16 protein-coding genes are annotated in these 16198 nt (G+C 72.1%); 4 read left to right on the top strand and 12 right to left on the bottom strand.

The genetic code is table 11. The features are described 5' to 3' along the window. Positions 1-203: 203 nt before the first annotated feature. The gene (locus OG361_RS32125) at positions 204-2549 is read left to right on the top strand and encodes a M4 family metallopeptidase (RefSeq protein WP_405862559.1); all 2346 of its coding nucleotides are present in this window, start codon (positions 204-206) and stop codon (positions 2547-2549) included. A 113-nt stretch (positions 2550-2662) separates the two neighbouring features. On the opposite strand, the gene OG361_RS32120 is transcribed toward OG361_RS32125, so the two are convergent. The 6 genes from OG361_RS32120 to OG361_RS32095 all read right to left on the bottom strand — a co-directional run bounded on the left by OG361_RS32120 (position 2663) and on the right by OG361_RS32095 (position 8135). Then, on the bottom strand, positions 2663-3241 hold the full coding sequence (locus tag OG361_RS32120; protein ID WP_405859098.1) for a hypothetical protein: 579 nt from the start codon (positions 3239-3241) through the stop codon (positions 2663-2665). Beyond that, entirely contained in the window at positions 3238-4413 is a 1176-nt protein-coding gene (locus tag OG361_RS32115) for an ROK family glucokinase (protein WP_405859096.1), read from the bottom strand. The genes OG361_RS32120 and OG361_RS32115 overlap by 4 nt, the downstream gene beginning before the upstream one ends. Before the next feature lie 37 nt (positions 4414-4450). Then, positions 4451-5245: an ATP-binding cassette domain-containing protein gene (locus tag OG361_RS32110; RefSeq protein ID WP_405859094.1), complete on the bottom strand. Its 795-nt coding sequence runs from the start codon at positions 5243-5245 to the stop codon at positions 4451-4453. Further along, on the bottom strand, positions 5242-6291 hold the full coding sequence (locus tag OG361_RS32105; protein WP_405859092.1) for an ABC transporter permease: 1050 nt from the start codon (positions 6289-6291) through the stop codon (positions 5242-5244). Before OG361_RS32105 ends, OG361_RS32110 begins: the two co-directional genes overlap by 4 nt. Further along, entirely contained in the window at positions 6288-7271 is a 984-nt protein-coding gene (locus OG361_RS32100; protein WP_384561521.1) for a sugar ABC transporter substrate-binding protein, read from the bottom strand. The genes OG361_RS32105 and OG361_RS32100 overlap by 4 nt, the downstream gene beginning before the upstream one ends. Positions 7272-7406: 135 nt before the next feature. Then, positions 7407-8135 carry a GntR family transcriptional regulator gene (locus tag OG361_RS32095; protein WP_405862557.1) on the bottom strand — a complete coding sequence of 243 codons (729 nt, stop codon included), beginning with the start codon at positions 8133-8135 and terminating at the stop codon, positions 7407-7409. Positions 8136-8288: 153 nt separating this feature from the next. Here OG361_RS32095 and OG361_RS32090 point away from each other — a divergent pair, with 153 nt between their 5' ends. Continuing rightward, entirely contained in the window at positions 8289-9290 is a 1002-nt protein-coding gene (locus OG361_RS32090) for a Gfo/Idh/MocA family oxidoreductase (protein ID WP_405859090.1), read from the top strand. A gap of 210 nt (positions 9291-9500) precedes the next feature. On the opposite strand, the gene OG361_RS32085 is transcribed toward OG361_RS32090, so the two are convergent. The 3 genes from OG361_RS32085 to OG361_RS32075 are packed head-to-tail and all read right to left on the bottom strand — an operon-like array spanning position 9501 to position 12603. After that, entirely contained in the window at positions 9501-10679 is a 1179-nt protein-coding gene (locus OG361_RS32085) for a cytochrome P450 (RefSeq protein ID WP_384561289.1), read from the bottom strand. 17 nt (positions 10680-10696) lie between these two features. After that, positions 10697-11380 carry a response regulator gene (locus OG361_RS32080; protein WP_405859089.1) on the bottom strand — a complete coding sequence of 228 codons (684 nt, stop codon included), beginning with the start codon at positions 11378-11380 and terminating at the stop codon, positions 10697-10699. Continuing rightward, the gene (locus OG361_RS32075; RefSeq protein ID WP_405859088.1) at positions 11377-12603 is read right to left on the bottom strand and encodes a sensor histidine kinase; all 1227 of its coding nucleotides are present in this window, start codon (positions 12601-12603) and stop codon (positions 11377-11379) included. Before OG361_RS32075 ends, OG361_RS32080 begins: the two co-directional genes overlap by 4 nt. A gap of 145 nt (positions 12604-12748) precedes the next feature. On the opposite strand from OG361_RS32075, the gene OG361_RS32070 reads away from it, so the two are divergent. Beyond that, positions 12749-12970 carry a hypothetical protein gene (locus tag OG361_RS32070; RefSeq protein WP_405859086.1) on the top strand — a complete coding sequence of 74 codons (222 nt, stop codon included), beginning with the start codon at positions 12749-12751 and terminating at the stop codon, positions 12968-12970. A gap of 19 nt (positions 12971-12989) precedes the next feature. On the opposite strand, the gene OG361_RS32065 is transcribed toward OG361_RS32070, so the two are convergent. From OG361_RS32065 to OG361_RS32055, 3 genes are all read right to left on the bottom strand, one after another. Next, positions 12990-13343, bottom strand: coding sequence for a hypothetical protein (locus OG361_RS32065; RefSeq protein WP_405859084.1), 354 nt, complete (start codon positions 13341-13343; stop codon positions 12990-12992). A gap of 11 nt (positions 13344-13354) precedes the next feature. Beyond that, entirely contained in the window at positions 13355-14290 is a 936-nt protein-coding gene (locus OG361_RS32060; RefSeq protein ID WP_384561303.1) for a DMT family transporter, read from the bottom strand. Between the two features lie 117 nt (positions 14291-14407). Continuing rightward, complete coding sequence (locus tag OG361_RS32055; protein ID WP_405859082.1) at positions 14408-15016, bottom strand: dihydrofolate reductase family protein; 609 nt, start codon at positions 15014-15016, stop codon at positions 14408-14410. A 169-nt stretch (positions 15017-15185) separates the two neighbouring features. Between OG361_RS32055 and OG361_RS32050 the strand changes: the two genes are divergently transcribed. Beyond that, complete coding sequence (locus tag OG361_RS32050) at positions 15186-15926, top strand: SDR family NAD(P)-dependent oxidoreductase (RefSeq protein WP_405859080.1); 741 nt, start codon at positions 15186-15188, stop codon at positions 15924-15926. Positions 15927-16198 lie beyond the last annotated feature (272 nt).

The following is a 16198-nucleotide window of genomic DNA, read 5'->3' as shown; positions in this document are numbered from 1 at the left end:
GGTGCGCGGTGCGCGCACGGGTAACGACACCCAACCCCCTGGGGAATCCCAGGGGTTACCGCTCCACCGCTCTCCCGGTCGGCTCACAACCCCATGCGGCCGGCTGTCACAGGCCGAGACCCTCGGCCGCCGAAGAAGGAGTTCCGTTGAGTCTTCTCCCCCACAGGGCCCTCGCCGCGGGCGCGTTACTCGCCGGTGCCGCGATGGTCGCCGTCGCGCTCCCCGGCAACGCCAGCGCCAGCGCCGGCACCCCGGCCCAGGCTCAGGCCCAGGCCCAGGCCCCGGCGCCCTCGGCGCAGGCCCGTTCCGGCGCGCTGCCGCTCCAGCTCAGCCCGGCCGAGCGCGCCGCGCTGCTGGCCGACGCCCACGCCGAACGGGCCGTCACCGCCAAGGCCCTGGGTCTGGGCGGGCAGGAGGCGTTGCTGCCCCGCTCGGTGACCAAGGACGCCGACGGCAGCGTGCACACCCGTTACGAGCGCACCTTCGCCGGCCTGCCGGTACTCGGCGGCGACCTGGTGGTCCACACCGCCGCCAACGGCACGGTCAAGGGCGTCACCAGGAGCGCCCCCTCTGCGATCACGGTGGCTTCCACCGCCGCGGCCGAGAGCGCCGAGTCGGCGAAGTCCTTCGCCCTGGGCCGGGCGAAGGCCAAGGGCGCCAAGACTCCCACGGCCGAGTCGGTGCGCAAGGTCATCTGGGCCGGCTCCGGCAAGCCCGCCCTCGCCTGGGAGTCCGTTATCGGCGGACTCCAGCACGACGGCACCCCTTCCGAACTGCACGTGATCACCAACGCCACCACCGGCGCCAAGCTCTTCGAGTACCAGGGCGTGCACACCGGCACCGGAACCGGCCAGTACAGCGGCCAGGTCACCATCGGCACCTCCGGGTCCGGCAGCAGCTACACCCTGAACGACGCCGCCCGTGGCGGTCACAAGACCTACAACCTGAACGGCGGCCGCTCGGGCACCGGCACGCTGTTCACCGACGCCGACGACGTCTGGGGCAACGGCCTGCCCGCCAACGCCCAGACCGCCGGCGTGGACGCGCATTACGGTGCCCAGCTGACCTGGGACTACTACAAGAACGTGCACGCCCGCAACGGCATCCGCAACGACGGCGTGGCCGCCTACTCCCGGGTCCACTACGGCAGCGCCTACGTCAACGCCTTCTGGGACCCGTCCTGCTTCTGCATGACCTACGGCGACGGCGAGGGCAGCGCCAAGCCGCTGACCTCGATCGACGTCGCCGCGCACGAGATGACGCACGGTGTGACCTCCTACACCGCCGACCTGCGCTACTCGGGCGAGTCCGGCGGCCTGAACGAGGCCACCTCCGACATCTTCGGTACGTCGGTGGAGTTCTGGGCCAACAACGCCTCCGACCAGGGTGACTACCTGCTCGGCGAGAAGATCGACATCAACGGCGACGGCACCCCGCTGCGCTACATGGACAAGCCGAGCAAGGACGGCGCCTCCAAGGACTACTGGTACAACGGCATCAAGGACATCGACGTCCACTACTCCTCCGGCCCGGCCAACCACTGGTTCTACCTGGCCTCCGAGGGCAGCGGCGCCAAGACGATCAACGGCGTCAGCTACAACTCCCCGACCTCCGACGGACTGCCTGTCACCGCGATCGGCCGCGACGCCGCCGCCAAGATCTGGTACCGGGCGCTCACCACCTACATGACCTCCACCACCACCTACTCCGGCGCCCGCACCGCCACCCTCCAGGCCGCCGCCGACCTCTACGGCATATACAGCCCCACCTACAACAACGCCACCAACGCCTGGGCCGCCGTCAACGTCGGCCCCCGCATCGTCCTGGGCGTGACGGCCACCAACCCGGGCAGCCAGTACACGGCGGTCAACGGCGCCGCGAGCCTGCAGATCCAGGCCACCAGCACCAACCCCGGCCCGCTGACCTACTCGGCCACCGGCCTGCCCGCGGGCCTGTCGATCAACGCCTCCACCGGCCTGATCTCCGGCACTGCCACCACGCTGGGCACCAGCAACGTCACCGTCACGGCGAAGGACTCCACCAACGCCACCGGCACCACCACCTTCACCTGGAAGATCTACACGCCCGGCCCTTGCGACCCGAAGCAGCTGCTCGGCAACCCCGGCTTCGAGTCCGGTAAGACCGTATGGACCGCCACTCCCGGCGTCATCGGCGACTACTCCATCCAGCCGGCGCACACCGGTACGTGGAGGGCGTGGCTGGCCGGCTACGGCGACACCCACAGCGACACCCTCTCCCAGACGGTGACCATCCCGGCCGGCTGCGGCGCGACCCTGACCTACTGGCAGCACATCGACACCGAAGAGCCCATGGCCGGAAACCAGTACGACAAGCTGACGGTCCAGGCCAACGCGACCACTCTGGCCACGTTCTCCAACCTGGACGCGAACGAGGGCTACGTGAAGAAGACCTACGACCTGTCCGCCTTCGCCGGGCAGAGCGTCACCCTGAAGTTCGCGGGCACGGAGGACAGCTGGTACCAGACGTCCTTCGTGATCGACGACGTCGCCATCACCATCAACCCCTGAACTCCTGAACCCCTGAACCCCTGAACCCCTGCACACAGCTGAACCCCTGCACACAGCTGAGGCCCTGACGAGCCGCGGCGCGGCTCGTCAGGTGATCGTGGTCGTGCCGGGGGTCAGGGGCTGGTGGTGGAGACCGCGTACACCCGGGGAAAGGCCGGGTCGGTGAGGTCGACCGTGATGTCGGTGGTCGGGCGCGGCTCCTCGCGCCTGACGGTGGTTCCCGACCAGTTCATGCCCTCGACGAAGGTCCAGCCGGCGATGTCGGCGTCACGGTCACCGACGGCGATCCGCCCGGGGGTGAGCAGTGTGCGGGCGGTGCCGGACTCGGCGAGGAAGGTGTCGAGGCCGGTGGCGGTCGTCGTGAACTGGACGTAGAGCCGGCTGGTCTTCCAGTTGCTGGTCTCGTAGTACGCGACGTCCCAGGCCCCGGCGGGGATCGGGACCTCGAAGACCCGGCGCTTCATCTGCGAGGGCCGGTTCGTCTGGAGGCCGGCCGCCGAGGACTCGCGTTCCTTGTCGCGGCCGCTGTCGCGGCTCTGGCCGGCGGAGACGACGAGGTAGCCGGCCGGGATGCCGACGAGCAGCACGATGATGACGGCCGTCAGCCAGCGCCGGCGGATCATGTGCCGGTGGTCCTCGGGCAGCTTGTCGGGCCGCCCCAGGGGAGGGCGGGTCGGGTGGGGCACGGTCATGAAGAAGGGTCCTCGGGGGTACGGGGGGCCCGGACGGAGGTCCCGCTGCGCAGGGCCTGGGCGTAGCGCTCGTACCGTTCGTACCGCTCGACGCGGCGCCGGTTGGCGCGGCGGAAGCGGCGGGCGACGAGCCGGGCGAGGTCGGCGGCGCCGACCATTCCGGCCTCGGGGCCGAGCTGGGCGCGGGTGATGCGGGCCTCGGGCCGGTAGCCGCGGCCGGTGAGGTGGCGGCGGAAGGCGTCGCGGGCGGGGCCGATGAGGAGGTCGTCGGCGGCGGAGACGCCCCCGCCGATGACGAAGCAGGAGGGGTCGAGGGCGGCGGCGAGGTTGGCGATGCCGACGCCGAGCCACTGGCCGATGTCCTGGAGCAGCTCGATGCTCATGGCGTCGCCCTCGCGGGCGAGCTCGGTGATGAGCGGTCCGGTGATGTCGGAGATGTTCCCCTTGACCCGCTCGATGATCTCGTACGCCACCGGGGAGTCGGCGGCGGCCAGCTCGCGGGCCTCGCGGACGAGCGCGTTGCCCGAGCTGTACTGCTCCCAGCAGCCGCGGTTGCCACAGGGGCAGCGGTGGCCGCCGGGGACGACCTGCATGTGCCCGAACTCGCCGGCGACACCGTACTTGCCGCGCTTGACCTGGCCGTCCTCCAGGATCGCGCCGCCGATGCCCGTACCGAGGGTGATCATGACGAGGTGGTCCTCGCCGCGTCCGGCGCCGAAGCGCCATTCGGCCCAGGCGGCGGTGTTGGCGTCGTTGTCGACCATGACGGGGACGGCGAGCCGGCCCTGCAGGGAGTCCCGGAGGGGTTCGTTGCGCCAGGCGAGGTGGGGGGCGAAGAGGACCCGGGCCCGGTCGGCGTCGACCCAGCCGGCCGCGCCGATGCCGACGGCGTGCACGTCGTGCCGGTCGGCGAGGTCGAGGACGAGCTCGACGATGGTGTCCTCGACGACCTTGGGGCTCTTGGACTTGTCCGGGGTCTCGGTGCGGAGCTTCTCCAAGATGTTGCCGTCCGCGTCGACGACGCCGGCCATCACCTTCGTACCGCCGATGTCGATGCCGACGGTCGGCACCCGGGGCGCGGTCAGGTGGGAGCGCCGCTCCCGGGTCCCGACGGTCCGCAGCACGGTGCCCCGGGCGGATCCCCGGTGGGTGAGGTCGCGGTAGGTACTCATCGGCTCCGATTCTGCCAGGTGTGGTGTGAGGGGGCCGTTATGTGCCGGAGGGCCGCTCCAGCTCGTGGCGGAGGTCCTCCAGCTCGCTGCCGCCCGCCATCTGGCGGGTCAACTCGTCGAGCGTGACGGAGCTCTTGGTGTGGCTGCCGGCCATCACTCCGCGCTTGAGCAGGACGAACCGGTCGCCGACGAGGTAGGCGTGGTGGGGGTTGTGCGTGATGAGGACCACGCCGAGGCCCTGGTCACGGGCGGCGGCCACGTACTTCAGGACCACCCCGGACTGCTTGACGCCGAGCGCGGCGGTCGGCTCGTCGAGGACGAGGACCTTGGCGCCGAAGTGGACGGCGCGGGCGATGGCCACGCACTGGCGCTCGCCGCCGGAGAGGGTGCCGATGGGCTGGTCGACGTCGCGCAGGTCGATGCCCATGCGCAGCAGCGCCTCGCGGGTGGTGGTGCGCATGAGGTCGACGTCGAGCCGCTTGAACGGGCCGGAGCCCTTCGTGGGCTCGGAGCCGAGGAAGAAGTTCCGCCAGACCGGCATGAGGGGGACGACGGCGAGGTCCTGGTAGACGGTGGCGATGCCCCGGTCGAGGGCGTCGCGCGGGTTGGCGAGGGTGACCTCCTCGCCCTCGATGCGGAAGGTGCCGGCGTCGTGCCGGTGGAGTCCGGCGACGATCTTGATGAGGGTGGACTTGCCGGCGCCGTTGTCGCCGAGGACACAGGTGATCTCGCCCGCGTCCACCCTCAGGGAGACCCCTTCGAGGGCGCGGATGTTGCCGTAGTACTTGCTGACGTCGTCGAGCTCGACCAGCGCGCTGGTTTCCGTCGTCACTTGGTCGCCTCCACGCGCTTGCGGATCCAGGCGTTCAGCAGCGTCGCCAGGAGGAGCATCGCTCCCAGGAAGAACATGAACCAGTCCGGGTTCCACTCGGCGTACACGATGCCCTTGCTGGTCATGCCGAAGATGAGGGCGCCGACCGCCGAGCCGATGGCGGAGCCGTATCCGCCGGTGATCAGGCAGCCGCCGATGACGGCCGCGATGATGTAGGTCAGCTCGTTGCCGACGCCTTCGCCCGACTGGACGACGTCGAAGGAGAAGAGCAGGTGCTGTCCGGAGATCCAGGCGCAGAAGGCCACGCCCATGTAGAGGCCGATCTTCGTCCGGTAGACCGGGACGCCGACCGCGCGGGCGGCGTCGGCTCCGCCGCCGACGGCGAAGATCCAGTTGCCGAAGCGGGTGCGCAGCAGGATCCAGGTGGCGAGGGCGACGAGGCCGAGCCACCACAGGATGGTGACCTTGAGCTCGACGCCGCCGACGGTCACCTGGGAGGCGAAGAGCTTCCGGGCGGAGGGGAAGCCCTCCATGTCGGCGATGGTCTTGGTGGAGACGGTGCCGCTGATCAGCTTGGTCAGGCCGAGGTTCAGGCCGGTCAGCATGAGGAAGGTGCCGAGCGTGATGATGAAGCTGGGCAGCTTGGTGCGGGTCAGCATGACGCCGTTGAAGACACCGATCGCGAGGGTGACGATCAGCGAGACGCCGACGCCGACCCAGACGTTCGCCGTCATCTGGTAGCTGAACATCGAGGAGACGAGCGCGGAGCTGGTGACCATGACGCCGGCGGAGAGGTCGAACTCGCCGCCGATCATCAGCATGGCGACGGGGACGGCCATGATGCCGATGGTGGAGGCCGCGTACAGCACGGTGCCGAGGCTGGCGGCGCGCAGGAAGCTGTCGGCGGCGAACGAGAAGAAGACGAAGACGGCGATCGCGCCGACGACCGAGCCGAGCTCGGGGCGGGCGAGGAGCTTCTTCAGCGGGGTGGTGCGCAGCAGCCGTTCGTCGACGTGGTCGATGCCGGATGGGGCGGAGGAGCTCATCGGGTGCCCCGCTCCGCGTACTCCTTGAGCGCGCCGGCCTGGTCCTTGGTGATGATCTGCGGGCCGGTGAGGACGGGCTTGCCGCCGCCGAGGACGTCGGCGTTGTAGCGGTACAGCCAGAGCAGGTCGACGGCCTCGTACCCCTGGAGGTAGGGCTGCTGGTCGACGGCGAAGCCGAGGGTGCCGGCCTGGAGGGCGGTGGCGACCTTGGCGTTGAGGTCGAAGGTGTCGATCTCGGCCTTGCTCCCGGCGCTCTCGGCGGCCTGGACGGCGGCGTCGGCGAAGGGGGCGCCCAGGGTGACGACGGCGTCGATGGCCTTGTCGGACTGGAGCTTGGCCTCGATGGAGGCCTTGACGTCGGGCATGTTGGTGCCGTCGACGTAGAGGTTCACGAGCTCGCCGCCGAAGGTCTTCTTCGCTCCGGCGCAGCGCTGCTCGTGGCCGATGTTGCCCTGCTCGTGCAGGACGCAGAGGGCCTTCTTCTTGGCGCGCTTGTCGAGCTCGTCGCCGACGGCCTCACCGGCGACGGTCTCGTCCTGCCCGATGTGGGTGAGGGCGCCGAAGGCCTTGGACTGCTCGGCGCCCGAGTTCACGGTGATCACCGGGATGCCGGCCTTGACGGCCTTCTCGACGGAGGCCTTCATCGCGTCGGGCTTGGCGAGGGTGACGATGAGTCCGTCGACGCCCTTGGCGATGTACGAGTCGATGAGCTGGGACTGCTGCTGGGCCTCGTCGCTGTGGGCGTAGAGGAAGTTGATGTTGTCCTTGACGGCGGCCTGCTTGGCACCGTTCTGGACGATGTCCCAGAAGGTGTCGCCGTCGCCGGAGTGGGTCACCATGGCGAAGGTCCAGCGGGGGGTGTCGACGGCCGCCCTGCCCTGTGCCGCCGCGGCCTTGCGGGCGTCCTCCGCCCGCTTTCCGCCGGTGCTGCTGCACCCCGCCAGCGCTCCTGTGAGCGCGAGCGCGAGCACGGCGCCGATGGCGGCCCGTACCCCTCCTGTCCGAAGCCTGGTCACGAGGCCGTGCCCTCCTTTGTGTCCTTCTGCGTGCATTGCAGTATCGGTCATGCAGGTCGTGGCACTTGTCAGGGGGGCCGTCGGGGACCCGGCCGGGGGCTACGGACGGACCATCAGCTGGAGCTCGAAGGAGTAGCGGGCGGCCCGGTAGAGATGGGATCCGTACTCGACGGCCCGGCCCTTGTCGTCGAAGGTGGTGCGTTCCATCGTGAGGAGCGGGGCACCCTCCCGCTCGTCCAGCAGCGCGGCCTCGTCGGCGGTCGCGGCGCGGGCGCCGATGGACTGGCGGGCGCTGTGCAGGGTGAGCGCGGCGGATCGGAGCATCCGGTAGAGGCCGGTGGTCTCCAGTCGTTCCGTGTTCGATTCGTCCGGTTCGAGGAGCCCGGCGGGCAGGTGGTTGCGCAGGTACGCCATGGGTTCGCCGTACGCGGTCCGCAGCCGCTCCAGGTAGTGGACCTCGCTGCCCTCGGGTACGCCGAGGGCGGCCGCGACGGATCCGGTGGCGGGTTCGAGGCGGTTGGTGAGGACCCGGGTGGCGGGGCGGCGGCCCGCGGCCTCCAGGTCGTCGTAGAGGCTGCCGAGCTCCAGCGGGCGCCGGACCCTGCTCTGCACGACCTGGGTGCCGACGCCGCGGCGGCGGACCAGGAGGCCCTTGTCGACGAGGGACTGGATGGCCTGGCGGACGGTGGGGCGGGAGAGGCCGAGGCGGGTGGCGAGGTCGATCTCGTTGCCGAGGAGGGTGCCGGGCGGCAGCGTCCCGTCCTCCACCGCGCTCTCCAGCTGCTGGGCGAGCTGGAAGTAGAGCGGGACCGGGCTGGTGCGGTCCACGGAGAGCGGAGGCAGGGGGGAGCCGGGCTGCTTGGACACGGGGGGAGCGTATCCGGGCGCGCCGGTGACAGGAAGCTGATGACGGGAAGTCGTGACGTCCGGTTGTCCTGACAAATCCTTGACACTGTGGCCGTACGGCTCCACGGTGGGGCCATGCGCATCGGACTGATCGGTACGGGACGGATCGGGAGTTTCCACGCGGGGGTACTGGCCCGCCACCCGGAGGTCGAGTCGCTGGTCGTGGCCGACGCGGACGCGACCCGGGCGGCCGGGGTCGCGGGGGCCCTCGGGGCGGAGGCGGCCCCGGACGTGGCGGCGCTGCTGGGGCACGCCCTGGACGCGGTGGTGATCGCCTCGGCGACGGCCGCGCACGCGGAGCTGATCGCCCGGGCCGCCGGCGCCGGTCTTCCGGCCTTCTGCGAGAAGCCGATCGCCCTGGACGTGGCCGGCACGCGAACGGCGCTGCGGGCCGTGGCGGAGGCGGGCACCGAGCTCCAGCTGGGGTTCATGCGCCGCTTCGACACCGGGTACCGGGCGGCGCGCGAGGCGGTGCGGTCGGGGCGGCTCGGCCGGCTGCACACCGTGCGGGCGGTGACGTCCGACCCGGAGCCGCCGCCCGCCGCGTACCTGCCGCTCTCCGGCGGTCTCTTCCGGGACTGTCTGGTGCACGACTTCGACATCGTCCGCTGGGTGACCGGCCGGGAGGTCGTGGAGGTGTACGCGACGGGCTCGGACGCGGGTCCCGCGATGTTCCGGGAGGCGGGGGACGTGGACGCGGCCGCCGCGCTCCTCACCCTGGACGACGGCACGCTCGTGACGGTGACGGGGACCCGGTGCAACGGCGCCGGGTACGACGTGCGGATGGAGCTGGCGGGCGAGCGGGACCAGATCGCGGTGGGCCTGGACGACCGGACCCCGCTCACCTCGGTGGAGCCGCAGGGGCCGCCCGCTCCGGGGAAGCCCTGGCCGGGGTTCCTGGAGCGGTTCGCCCCGGCGTACGAGGCGGAGCTCGACGCCTTCGTCCGGCTGGTGCGCGGCGAGGCGGCCAATCCGTGCGACGGCCGGGAGGCGCTGGCGGCGCTCCGGGTCGCCGAGGCGTGCGAGCGCTCGCGCCGGGAGCGGCGGCCGGTGCGGGTGGACGGCACCGCTCCCTGAGCCGGCTGAGGCTCCGGCGACCACCCGGAGCCGACTGATGCCCCGCCGACCACCCGGGGCCGACTGATGCCCCGCTGCCACTGGAGACGGCCGAGGCCCCCGCTGACCGCCTGAGACGGCCGAAGCCCCGCTGACCACCGGAGACGGCTGCTCCGTTCCCCACCGGGGCCGGCCGCTCCGCTCACCGCCCGGAGACGGTCGGCGCTCCGCTCACCACCGGACCGGGAGGTGGCGGACTCCGCGCATGAGGAGGCCGGGCAGCCACTCCCAGGGGTCGCCCTCGGGGTCGAGTTCGAGCCGGGGGAAGCGGTCCAGGAGGGTGCGGAGGGCGATCCTGCCCTCCAGGCGGGCGAGCGGGGCGCCCAGGCAGTAGTGGATGCCGTGGCCGAAGGCGAGGTGGCCTCGGGTGTCGCGGTGGATGTCGAATCGGTCGGGATCGGGGAAGCGGGCCGGGTCGCGGTCGAGCGCGCCGATCCCCACGAGGACGCTCTGGCCCGCCGGGATCACGGTGTCGCCGATCGTGACGGCCTCCCGGGTGAAGCGGAACGTGCTGGTCTCCACGGGCCCGTCGTACCGCAGGGACTCCTCGATCACCCCGTCGAGGAGGCCGGGGTCGGCACGCAGGGCGGCGAGCTGCTCGGGATGGGTGAGCAGGTTGCGGACGGTGTTGGCGATCAGGTTGACGGTGGTCTCGTGGCCGGCGATGAGCAACAGATAGGCCATGGCGCGGAGTTCGGGTCCAGAGAGCCGGTCGCCGTCCTCGGCGCGGGCGGCGATCAGGCCGGAGAGCAGGTCGTCGGCGGGCCCGGCGGCCCGCTTGTCCTCGATGAGCTCGTCGAGGTAGCCGCCGAAGCCCTCCATCGCTTCGACCATGCCGTCCTCGCTGCCCGGGGTGACGAGCTCGTTCGACCAGTGGCGGAAGGTCTCCCGGTCCTCGGCGGGGACGCCGAGGAGTTCGCAGATGACGGTGACCGGCAGCGGGAAGGCGTAGGCGTCGACGAGGTCGGCGCGTCCGGCCGGTTCCATCGCGTCGGCGAGTTCCCGGGTGAGCCGCTCGATGCGGGGGCGCAGGCTCTCGACCCGGCGGCCCGTGAACTCCCCCGTGACGAGTCGGCGCAGCCGGGTGTGGTCGGGGGCGTCCGCTCCGAGGAGGTGGACGCCGATGATGTCCTCCTCCGGCGGCCGTACGCCGATGACGGACGGGGACTTGGCGAGCCGGGGGTCGGCCAGCGCCGCGCGTCCCTCGTCGTGGCCGACGACCAGCCAGAACTGGAAGCCGTCGGGTGTGCGCACCTCGTGGACCGGGCCGGAGTCGCGGAGCCTCGCGTAGTAGGGGTACGGGTTCGCGGTGAAGTCCGCGCCGTACTCCCCCAGTTCGATGACGGACATCGAAGCAGACTAGCCGACTAGTCGTCCTCGTCGAGGAGGCCCGCGTCGTGGACGAGGAGGGCGATCTGGACGCGGTTGTTGAGGCCGAGCTTGGCGAGGACGCGCGAGACGTGGGTCTTGACGGTGGGGACGCTCATGTACAGCTCGGCGGCGATCTCCGCGTTGGAGCGGCCCCGGCCGACGGCGACGGCCACCTCCCGTTCGCGTGCGGCGAGTTCGGCGAGGCGCGTGGAGATCGCGGCGCGGCGTGACCGTTCCCGCCGGTCGGGCTGGTCCGGCTCTCCCGCGACGTGGGTCATCAGCTGGCGGGTGACGGCCGGGGAGAGCACCGGGTCCCCTGCGGCGACCCGGCGGACGGCGGCGACGATCTCGGCGGGCGGGGTGTCCTTGAGGACGAAGCCGGCGGCGCCCGCCCGCAGGGCGCGCAGGACCTGCTCGTCGGCGTGGAAGGTGGTGAGGACGACGACTTCGGGGGCGCCGGGGAGTGCGCGGAGGCGTTCGGTGGCGGTCAGCCCGTCGACGTCGGGCATGCGGATGTCCATGAGGACGACGTCCGGGGCGAGCCGGTCGACGAGCTCGGGGACCTCCCGGCCGTCGGCGCCCTCGCCGACGATCCGCAGGTCCTCGGCGCCGCCGAGCATGAGGGTGAGGCCCGCGCGGACCAGGGGGTCGTCGTCGACGATGAGCAGCCGGATGGTCATGGGGGCCACGGTAGCCAGGCGTGCAGGGCGAATCCGCCGTCGGGGGCCGGGCCGTGCTCCATCCGGCCGCCGGCGAGGGCGGCGCGCTCGGTGAGTCCGATGAGTCCCTGGCCGGAGCCGGGGACGTGCGGGACGGGTCCGGCGGGTGCGGGGTTGTGGACGGTGACGTCGAGGCCCTCGCCGGGGCGGCCGCGCACGGTGACGGTGACCTTGGTGCCGGGGGCGTGCTTGCGGGCGTTGGTCAGCCCCTCCTGGGCGATGCGGTAGGCGGTACGGCCGGTGGAGGCGGGGACGGCGGGTGTGTCCTCGGCGGTGTCGACGTCGAGGTCGAGGACGACGTCCGCGCCGGCCTCGCGGGACTCGGCGACGAGCGCGTCGAGGGTGGCGAGGGTGGGCTGGGGCCGGTCGCCGCCGCCGTCGCCGTTCTCGCCGGGCGTTCGCAGGACGCCGATGATCTCGCGCAGGTCCTGGAGGGCCTCGTGGGCGCTGTCGCGGATGACACCGGCGGCGCGGGCGACCTGCTCGGGCGGGGCGTCGGGCCGGAACTCCAGGGCCCCCGCGTGCACGCTCAGCAGGGTCAGGCGGTGGGCGAGGATGTCGTGCATCTCGCGGGCGATGGCCTCCCGGGCGAGCCGCTGGGCCTGGGCGGCGCGCAGTTCGGCCTCGGCCTCGGCGCGGCGGGCGCGCTCGCGGAGGGCCTCGACGAGCTGGCGCCGGGAGCGGACGAGCATGCCCCAGGCGGTGACGAGGAGGATGAGGACGAAGCCGAGGACGACCGCGATCCCGGCGTTGAGGGTGGGGTCGGGGCGGACGAAGACCTGGACGGTGGAGGCGGCGACGGCGAGCGCCCCGATCCAGGCGACCTCGCGGAAGGGGCGGCGTACGGCGACGCTGAAGAGGCTCGCGAGGACGGCACCGCCGGCGACCGGGGCGACGACGCTGACCAGGGAGAGGGCGACGGCGAGCCCGACGGGCCACCGGCGGCGCAGCCAGAGGGCGCAGCATGCGGCGGCGCCGACGAGCTGGTCGAAGAGGATGACGGGCTCGCTGCTGTACTCCGCGCCGGCGTCGGCGGCGACGAGGCCGACGAGGGCCGCGAGGAGGAAGAGCGAGGTGTCGACGATCCAGTCGCGGACGGTACGGCGGGGCCTGGCCGCGCCGCTCTCGCCCGGTTCGACCAGGTGGGAGGGGAGCAGCCAGCGCTGCCGGTCCGTACGGGTCATATCGGCAATGTACGCAGCCCGGGGCCCCGCGCGGGTGAGGGGCGGGCGGGACGCTACCGAAGTCGCACGGGTCGGTACTTCGGTATCGGTGGCCGTGGACCGGAGTCGGACGCGGCGGGACCCGTCGCCTGGCCATGATCACTTCATGAAGAGATTTCTGGAGGTCGCCGGTTTCCTGCTCACCGTGTTCGGCGTCTGCGGGGTGATCCGCGAGCTGACGGACGGCTGGTTCAGGCTGATGGGCCTGACCCGCTTCCTGACCGAGAACGTCTGGTTCATGGAGGGCCGGGAGCTGTTCGTCAACATCGTGATCGCCGTGCTCGGCCTGGTGCTCATGGTCATGTCGGACCGGGTGCGGAAGTCCTGAGCGGACGGCCGGCGCACGGTCAGGCGCTCGCCGTGTCGAGCCGGGTCACCTCGGCGAGGTGCTCGGCCATGCGGTGGGAGACGGAGCCGCTGGTGTAGAGGACCGCGCCGATCACGGCGACGGGGACGGAACCGCCGATGATCCCCACGAGTTGGGGCCAGTCGCGCGACTCGACGCAGGCCTTGTCGTGGACGTACTCGCTGGTGATGAGCGCGGGGCAGGTGTTGCTGCTGTCGCCCGGCTCGAACGGGGTGAGGAGCAGGACTCCGAACCAGACCCAGAGCAGGCCGGCCACCGTGAGGAGGCCGAGGCCCCAGCCCTGGGTGCGCCGGGCGCGGGCGCGGAAGTCGGTGTCGTAGGCAAGTGAACGCATGATCGAAGAACCTACCGGGCGTCCTCGTCTGCCGTACGGCGGCCCCAACTGGTGCCCGCGAGAACGAGGATCGCGCCCGCGAGGCCGAGGATTCCGGGGCGGTCACCGGCGAGGGCGATGCCCGCGGCGGCGGCCCAGAGCGGCTCCGTACCGAGGAGGAGGCTGACCCGGGACGGGGAGCTGCGGCGGACCGCCCACATCTGCACGAAGAAGGCGAAGAGCGTGCAGAAGACGGAGAGGAAGAGCAGCCCGGCCCACTCGCGGGGGCCGAAGTCGAGGGCCACGGCCCAGGGGGTGGCGCCCGTGCCGGGGAAGGCCGCGATGACGGCGAACACGGCGACGGCGGAGCCGAGCTGGACGGTGGTGAGGGAGAGCGAGTCGGCCGAACGGACCGCCTTGATCCGGGACATGGCCAGGACGTGGACGGTACGGGCGAGGGCGGCGAGCAGCATGAGGAGGTCGCCGAGGGAGGGGGCGGTGAAGCCGCCGCCCTGGGTGAGGAGGACGACGCCGGTGACGGAGAGCGCGGCGGCGGCGAGGAAGGCGCGGGGCGGGCGGACGCGGGTGACGGCGGCCTCGGCCAGCGGGGTGAAGATCATCGTGAGGCTGATGATCAGGCCCGCGTTGGTGGCGGAGGTGTGGACGACGCCGTAGGTCTCCAGGAGGAAGATCCCGCTGAGGATCAGCCCGAGGGCGCCGGCGCCGCGCCACTGGGCCGCGGTCAGTGCACGGAGCTTGTTCCACCCGGCGACGACGAGGACGGGCAGCACCACCGCGAACCGCAGCACGAGGACCGCGATGACGGTGTGCGTGGTGGTGATGCCCTTGGCCGCGAGATAGCTGGCGCCCCAGACGACGGCGACGAGCAGTACGGGCAGGTCGGTGAGCCAGGCCCGGCGCGGGGCGCCGAGGGACACGGGGGCGGCGATCGAAGACGAAACCGACATTGCGGGCCGATTCTCCAACTCTTGCGGTGGGGTGGAGACTTCGACGGCTCGCACGCGGAGGGATCACCGTACCCGGACCGGCCGGTGGTGGCTACACCTTTCCGCGGCCCCCTCGGGTCAGTAGCTGCCGTACGTGGGGCGGCCCCCGAGCTCGTACGTGTGGAGCGCGACGCCCGAGCCGGTGGTGCGCGCCTCGGTGTGCCGGAAGGCGGTGGGGCGCACCCCGTCGGAGAAGAGGCGGCGGCCGGATCCGAGGATCACCGGGAAGACGAGCAGGTGGAGGGTGTCGATCAGGTCGTGGTCGAGCAGGGTCCGGGCGAGGCCGCCGCTGCCGTGCATCTGGATCTCGCCGTCGAGGCTCTCCTTGAGGTCGGCGACCTCCTTCACCACGTCGCCGCGGAGCAGGGTGGTCCCGGCCCAGTCGGCGGTGGAGAGGGTGGTGGTGGCGACGTACTTGGGGAGGGCGTTGAGCTTGGAGGCGACGGGGTCGGCGGGGTCGGTGTGCTGCGGCCAGTAGCCCGCGAAGATCTCGTAGGTACGGCGGCCGAGGAGGAAGGCGGTGGGGCGGGTGAAGACCTCGGTCATGAACCGCCCGAAGTCCTCGTCGCCGTACGGCACGGACCAGCCGCCGTGCTCGAAGCCGCCGCTGGGGTCCTCTTGCGGGCCGCCGGGCGCCTGGTGGACGCCGTCGAGGGTGAGGAACTGGGTGAGGCTGAGCGTGGCCATGGCGGGTGCCCTTTCTGGTTCTGTCCATCGTGTCCCAGAAGCTCGGACCGCACCGCTCGGCGGAACTCATCGGTGATCGGGTCGGCGTCCGTTTCCCGCCAGCGTCCGGCCACACCTCCGACTTTCATTGAACCCGCAACAACTAAGTACTTCTCACGGAGGTTTCGGGATGTCCACGATGAACGGCACGGCGGTTCTGGTGACGGGCGGCAGCCGCGGGATCGGCGCGGCCACGGCCGTCCGCCTGGCCCGGGAGGGCGCCGATGTGGCCTTCACCTACGTACGGGACGAGGCGGCGGCCAAGGAGGTCGCCGCGCGGATCGAGGCGGCCGGACGCAAGGCACTGCCCCTGCGGGCCGACGCGGCCGACGCCGGGGACGCGGCGGGCGCGGTGGAGTGGGCGGCGGACACCCTGGGCCGGCTCGACGTCCTGGTCAACAACGCGGGCGTCGGGGCCATCGGCCCGCTGGAGTCACTGACCCTCGCGGAGGTGGACCGGGTCCTCGCGGTGAACGTCCGGGCGGCCTTCCTCGCCTCACAGGCGGCGGCCGGACGCCTGCCGGAGGGCGGCCGGATCGTCACCATCGGCAGCTGCATGGCCCAGCGGGTGCCCGGGCCGGGCGGCACGCTGTACGCGACGAGCAAGTCGGCGCTGATCGGCCTGACGAAGGCGCTCGCCCGGGAGCTGGGCGGGCGCGGCATCACGGCCAACATCGTCCACCCCGGTCCGATCGACACCGACATGAACCCGGCGGACGGACCGTACGCGGCGGGCCAGGCGGCGATGACGGCACTCGGACGCTTCGGCACCGCGGACGAGGTGGCGGCGACGGTCGCCTTCCTCGCGGGTCCGGAGGGGCGGTACGTGACGGGAGCGGAGTTCGCGGTGGACGGCGGACACGCGGCGTGACCCCGGGCACGGGGGCCACGGGATAGGTGCGCCGCCGGGCACGTGTGCCACCGCGAGCGGGTAGCCGTCACCCACGGGACCGGCGAGTGAGCCGAAGGGGCGCGGCCGGGGGAACGGGGTCGAGCGCGCGGAGCCCCCGACGAAGGAGGGGTCGAGCACGGTCGACCCCGTGAGCCCGGCTGGAGCGCCCCGGAGGCGAACCGAGCCCAAAAAAAGGGGGGAGGGCGCACCGTGCTGTCGGGTCGGTGCGCCCTCGCGGGCCGGGCGGGGTG

The sequence above is a fragment of the Streptomyces sp. NBC_00090 genome (genome assembly GCF_045160815.1).
Taxonomy (GTDB): Bacteria; Actinomycetota; Actinomycetes; order Streptomycetales; family Streptomycetaceae; genus Streptomyces.
Note: the sequence above shows the minus strand (reverse complement) of the source record. Positions and strands in the feature narration are given on the sequence as shown.

What these genes read in the sequence shown, in the direction of transcription:
- OG361_RS32125 (WP_405862559.1), top strand. Translation starts at nt 204, where the DNA reads ATGGTCGCCGTCGCGCTCCCCGGCAACGCCAGCGCCAGCGCCGGCACC.
- OG361_RS32120 (WP_405859098.1), bottom strand. Translation starts at nt 3,241, where the DNA reads ATGACCGTGCCCCACCCGACCCGCCCTCCCCTGGGGCGGCCCGACAAG.
- OG361_RS32115 (WP_405859096.1), bottom strand. Translation starts at nt 4,413, where the DNA reads ATGAGTACCTACCGCGACCTCACCCACCGGGGATCCGCCCGGGGCACC.
- OG361_RS32105 (WP_405859092.1), bottom strand. Translation starts at nt 6,291, where the DNA reads ATGAGCTCCTCCGCCCCATCCGGCATCGACCACGTCGACGAACGGCTG.
- OG361_RS32090 (WP_405859090.1), top strand. Translation starts at nt 8,289, where the DNA reads ATGCGCATCGGACTGATCGGTACGGGACGGATCGGGAGTTTCCACGCG.
- OG361_RS32085 (WP_384561289.1), bottom strand. Translation starts at nt 10,679, where the DNA reads ATGTCCGTCATCGAACTGGGGGAGTACGGCGCGGACTTCACCGCGAAC.
- OG361_RS32080 (WP_405859089.1), bottom strand. Translation starts at nt 11,380, where the DNA reads ATGACCATCCGGCTGCTCATCGTCGACGACGACCCCCTGGTCCGCGCG.
- OG361_RS32075 (WP_405859088.1), bottom strand. Translation starts at nt 12,603, where the DNA reads ATGACCCGTACGGACCGGCAGCGCTGGCTGCTCCCCTCCCACCTGGTC.
- OG361_RS32070 (WP_405859086.1), top strand. Translation starts at nt 12,749, where the DNA reads ATGAAGAGATTTCTGGAGGTCGCCGGTTTCCTGCTCACCGTGTTCGGC.
- OG361_RS32065 (WP_405859084.1), bottom strand. Translation starts at nt 13,343, where the DNA reads ATGCGTTCACTTGCCTACGACACCGACTTCCGCGCCCGCGCCCGGCGC.
- OG361_RS32060 (WP_384561303.1), bottom strand. Translation starts at nt 14,290, where the DNA reads ATGTCGGTTTCGTCTTCGATCGCCGCCCCCGTGTCCCTCGGCGCCCCG.
- OG361_RS32055 (WP_405859082.1), bottom strand. Translation starts at nt 15,016, where the DNA reads ATGGCCACGCTCAGCCTCACCCAGTTCCTCACCCTCGACGGCGTCCAC.
- OG361_RS32050 (WP_405859080.1), top strand. Translation starts at nt 15,186, where the DNA reads ATGTCCACGATGAACGGCACGGCGGTTCTGGTGACGGGCGGCAGCCGC.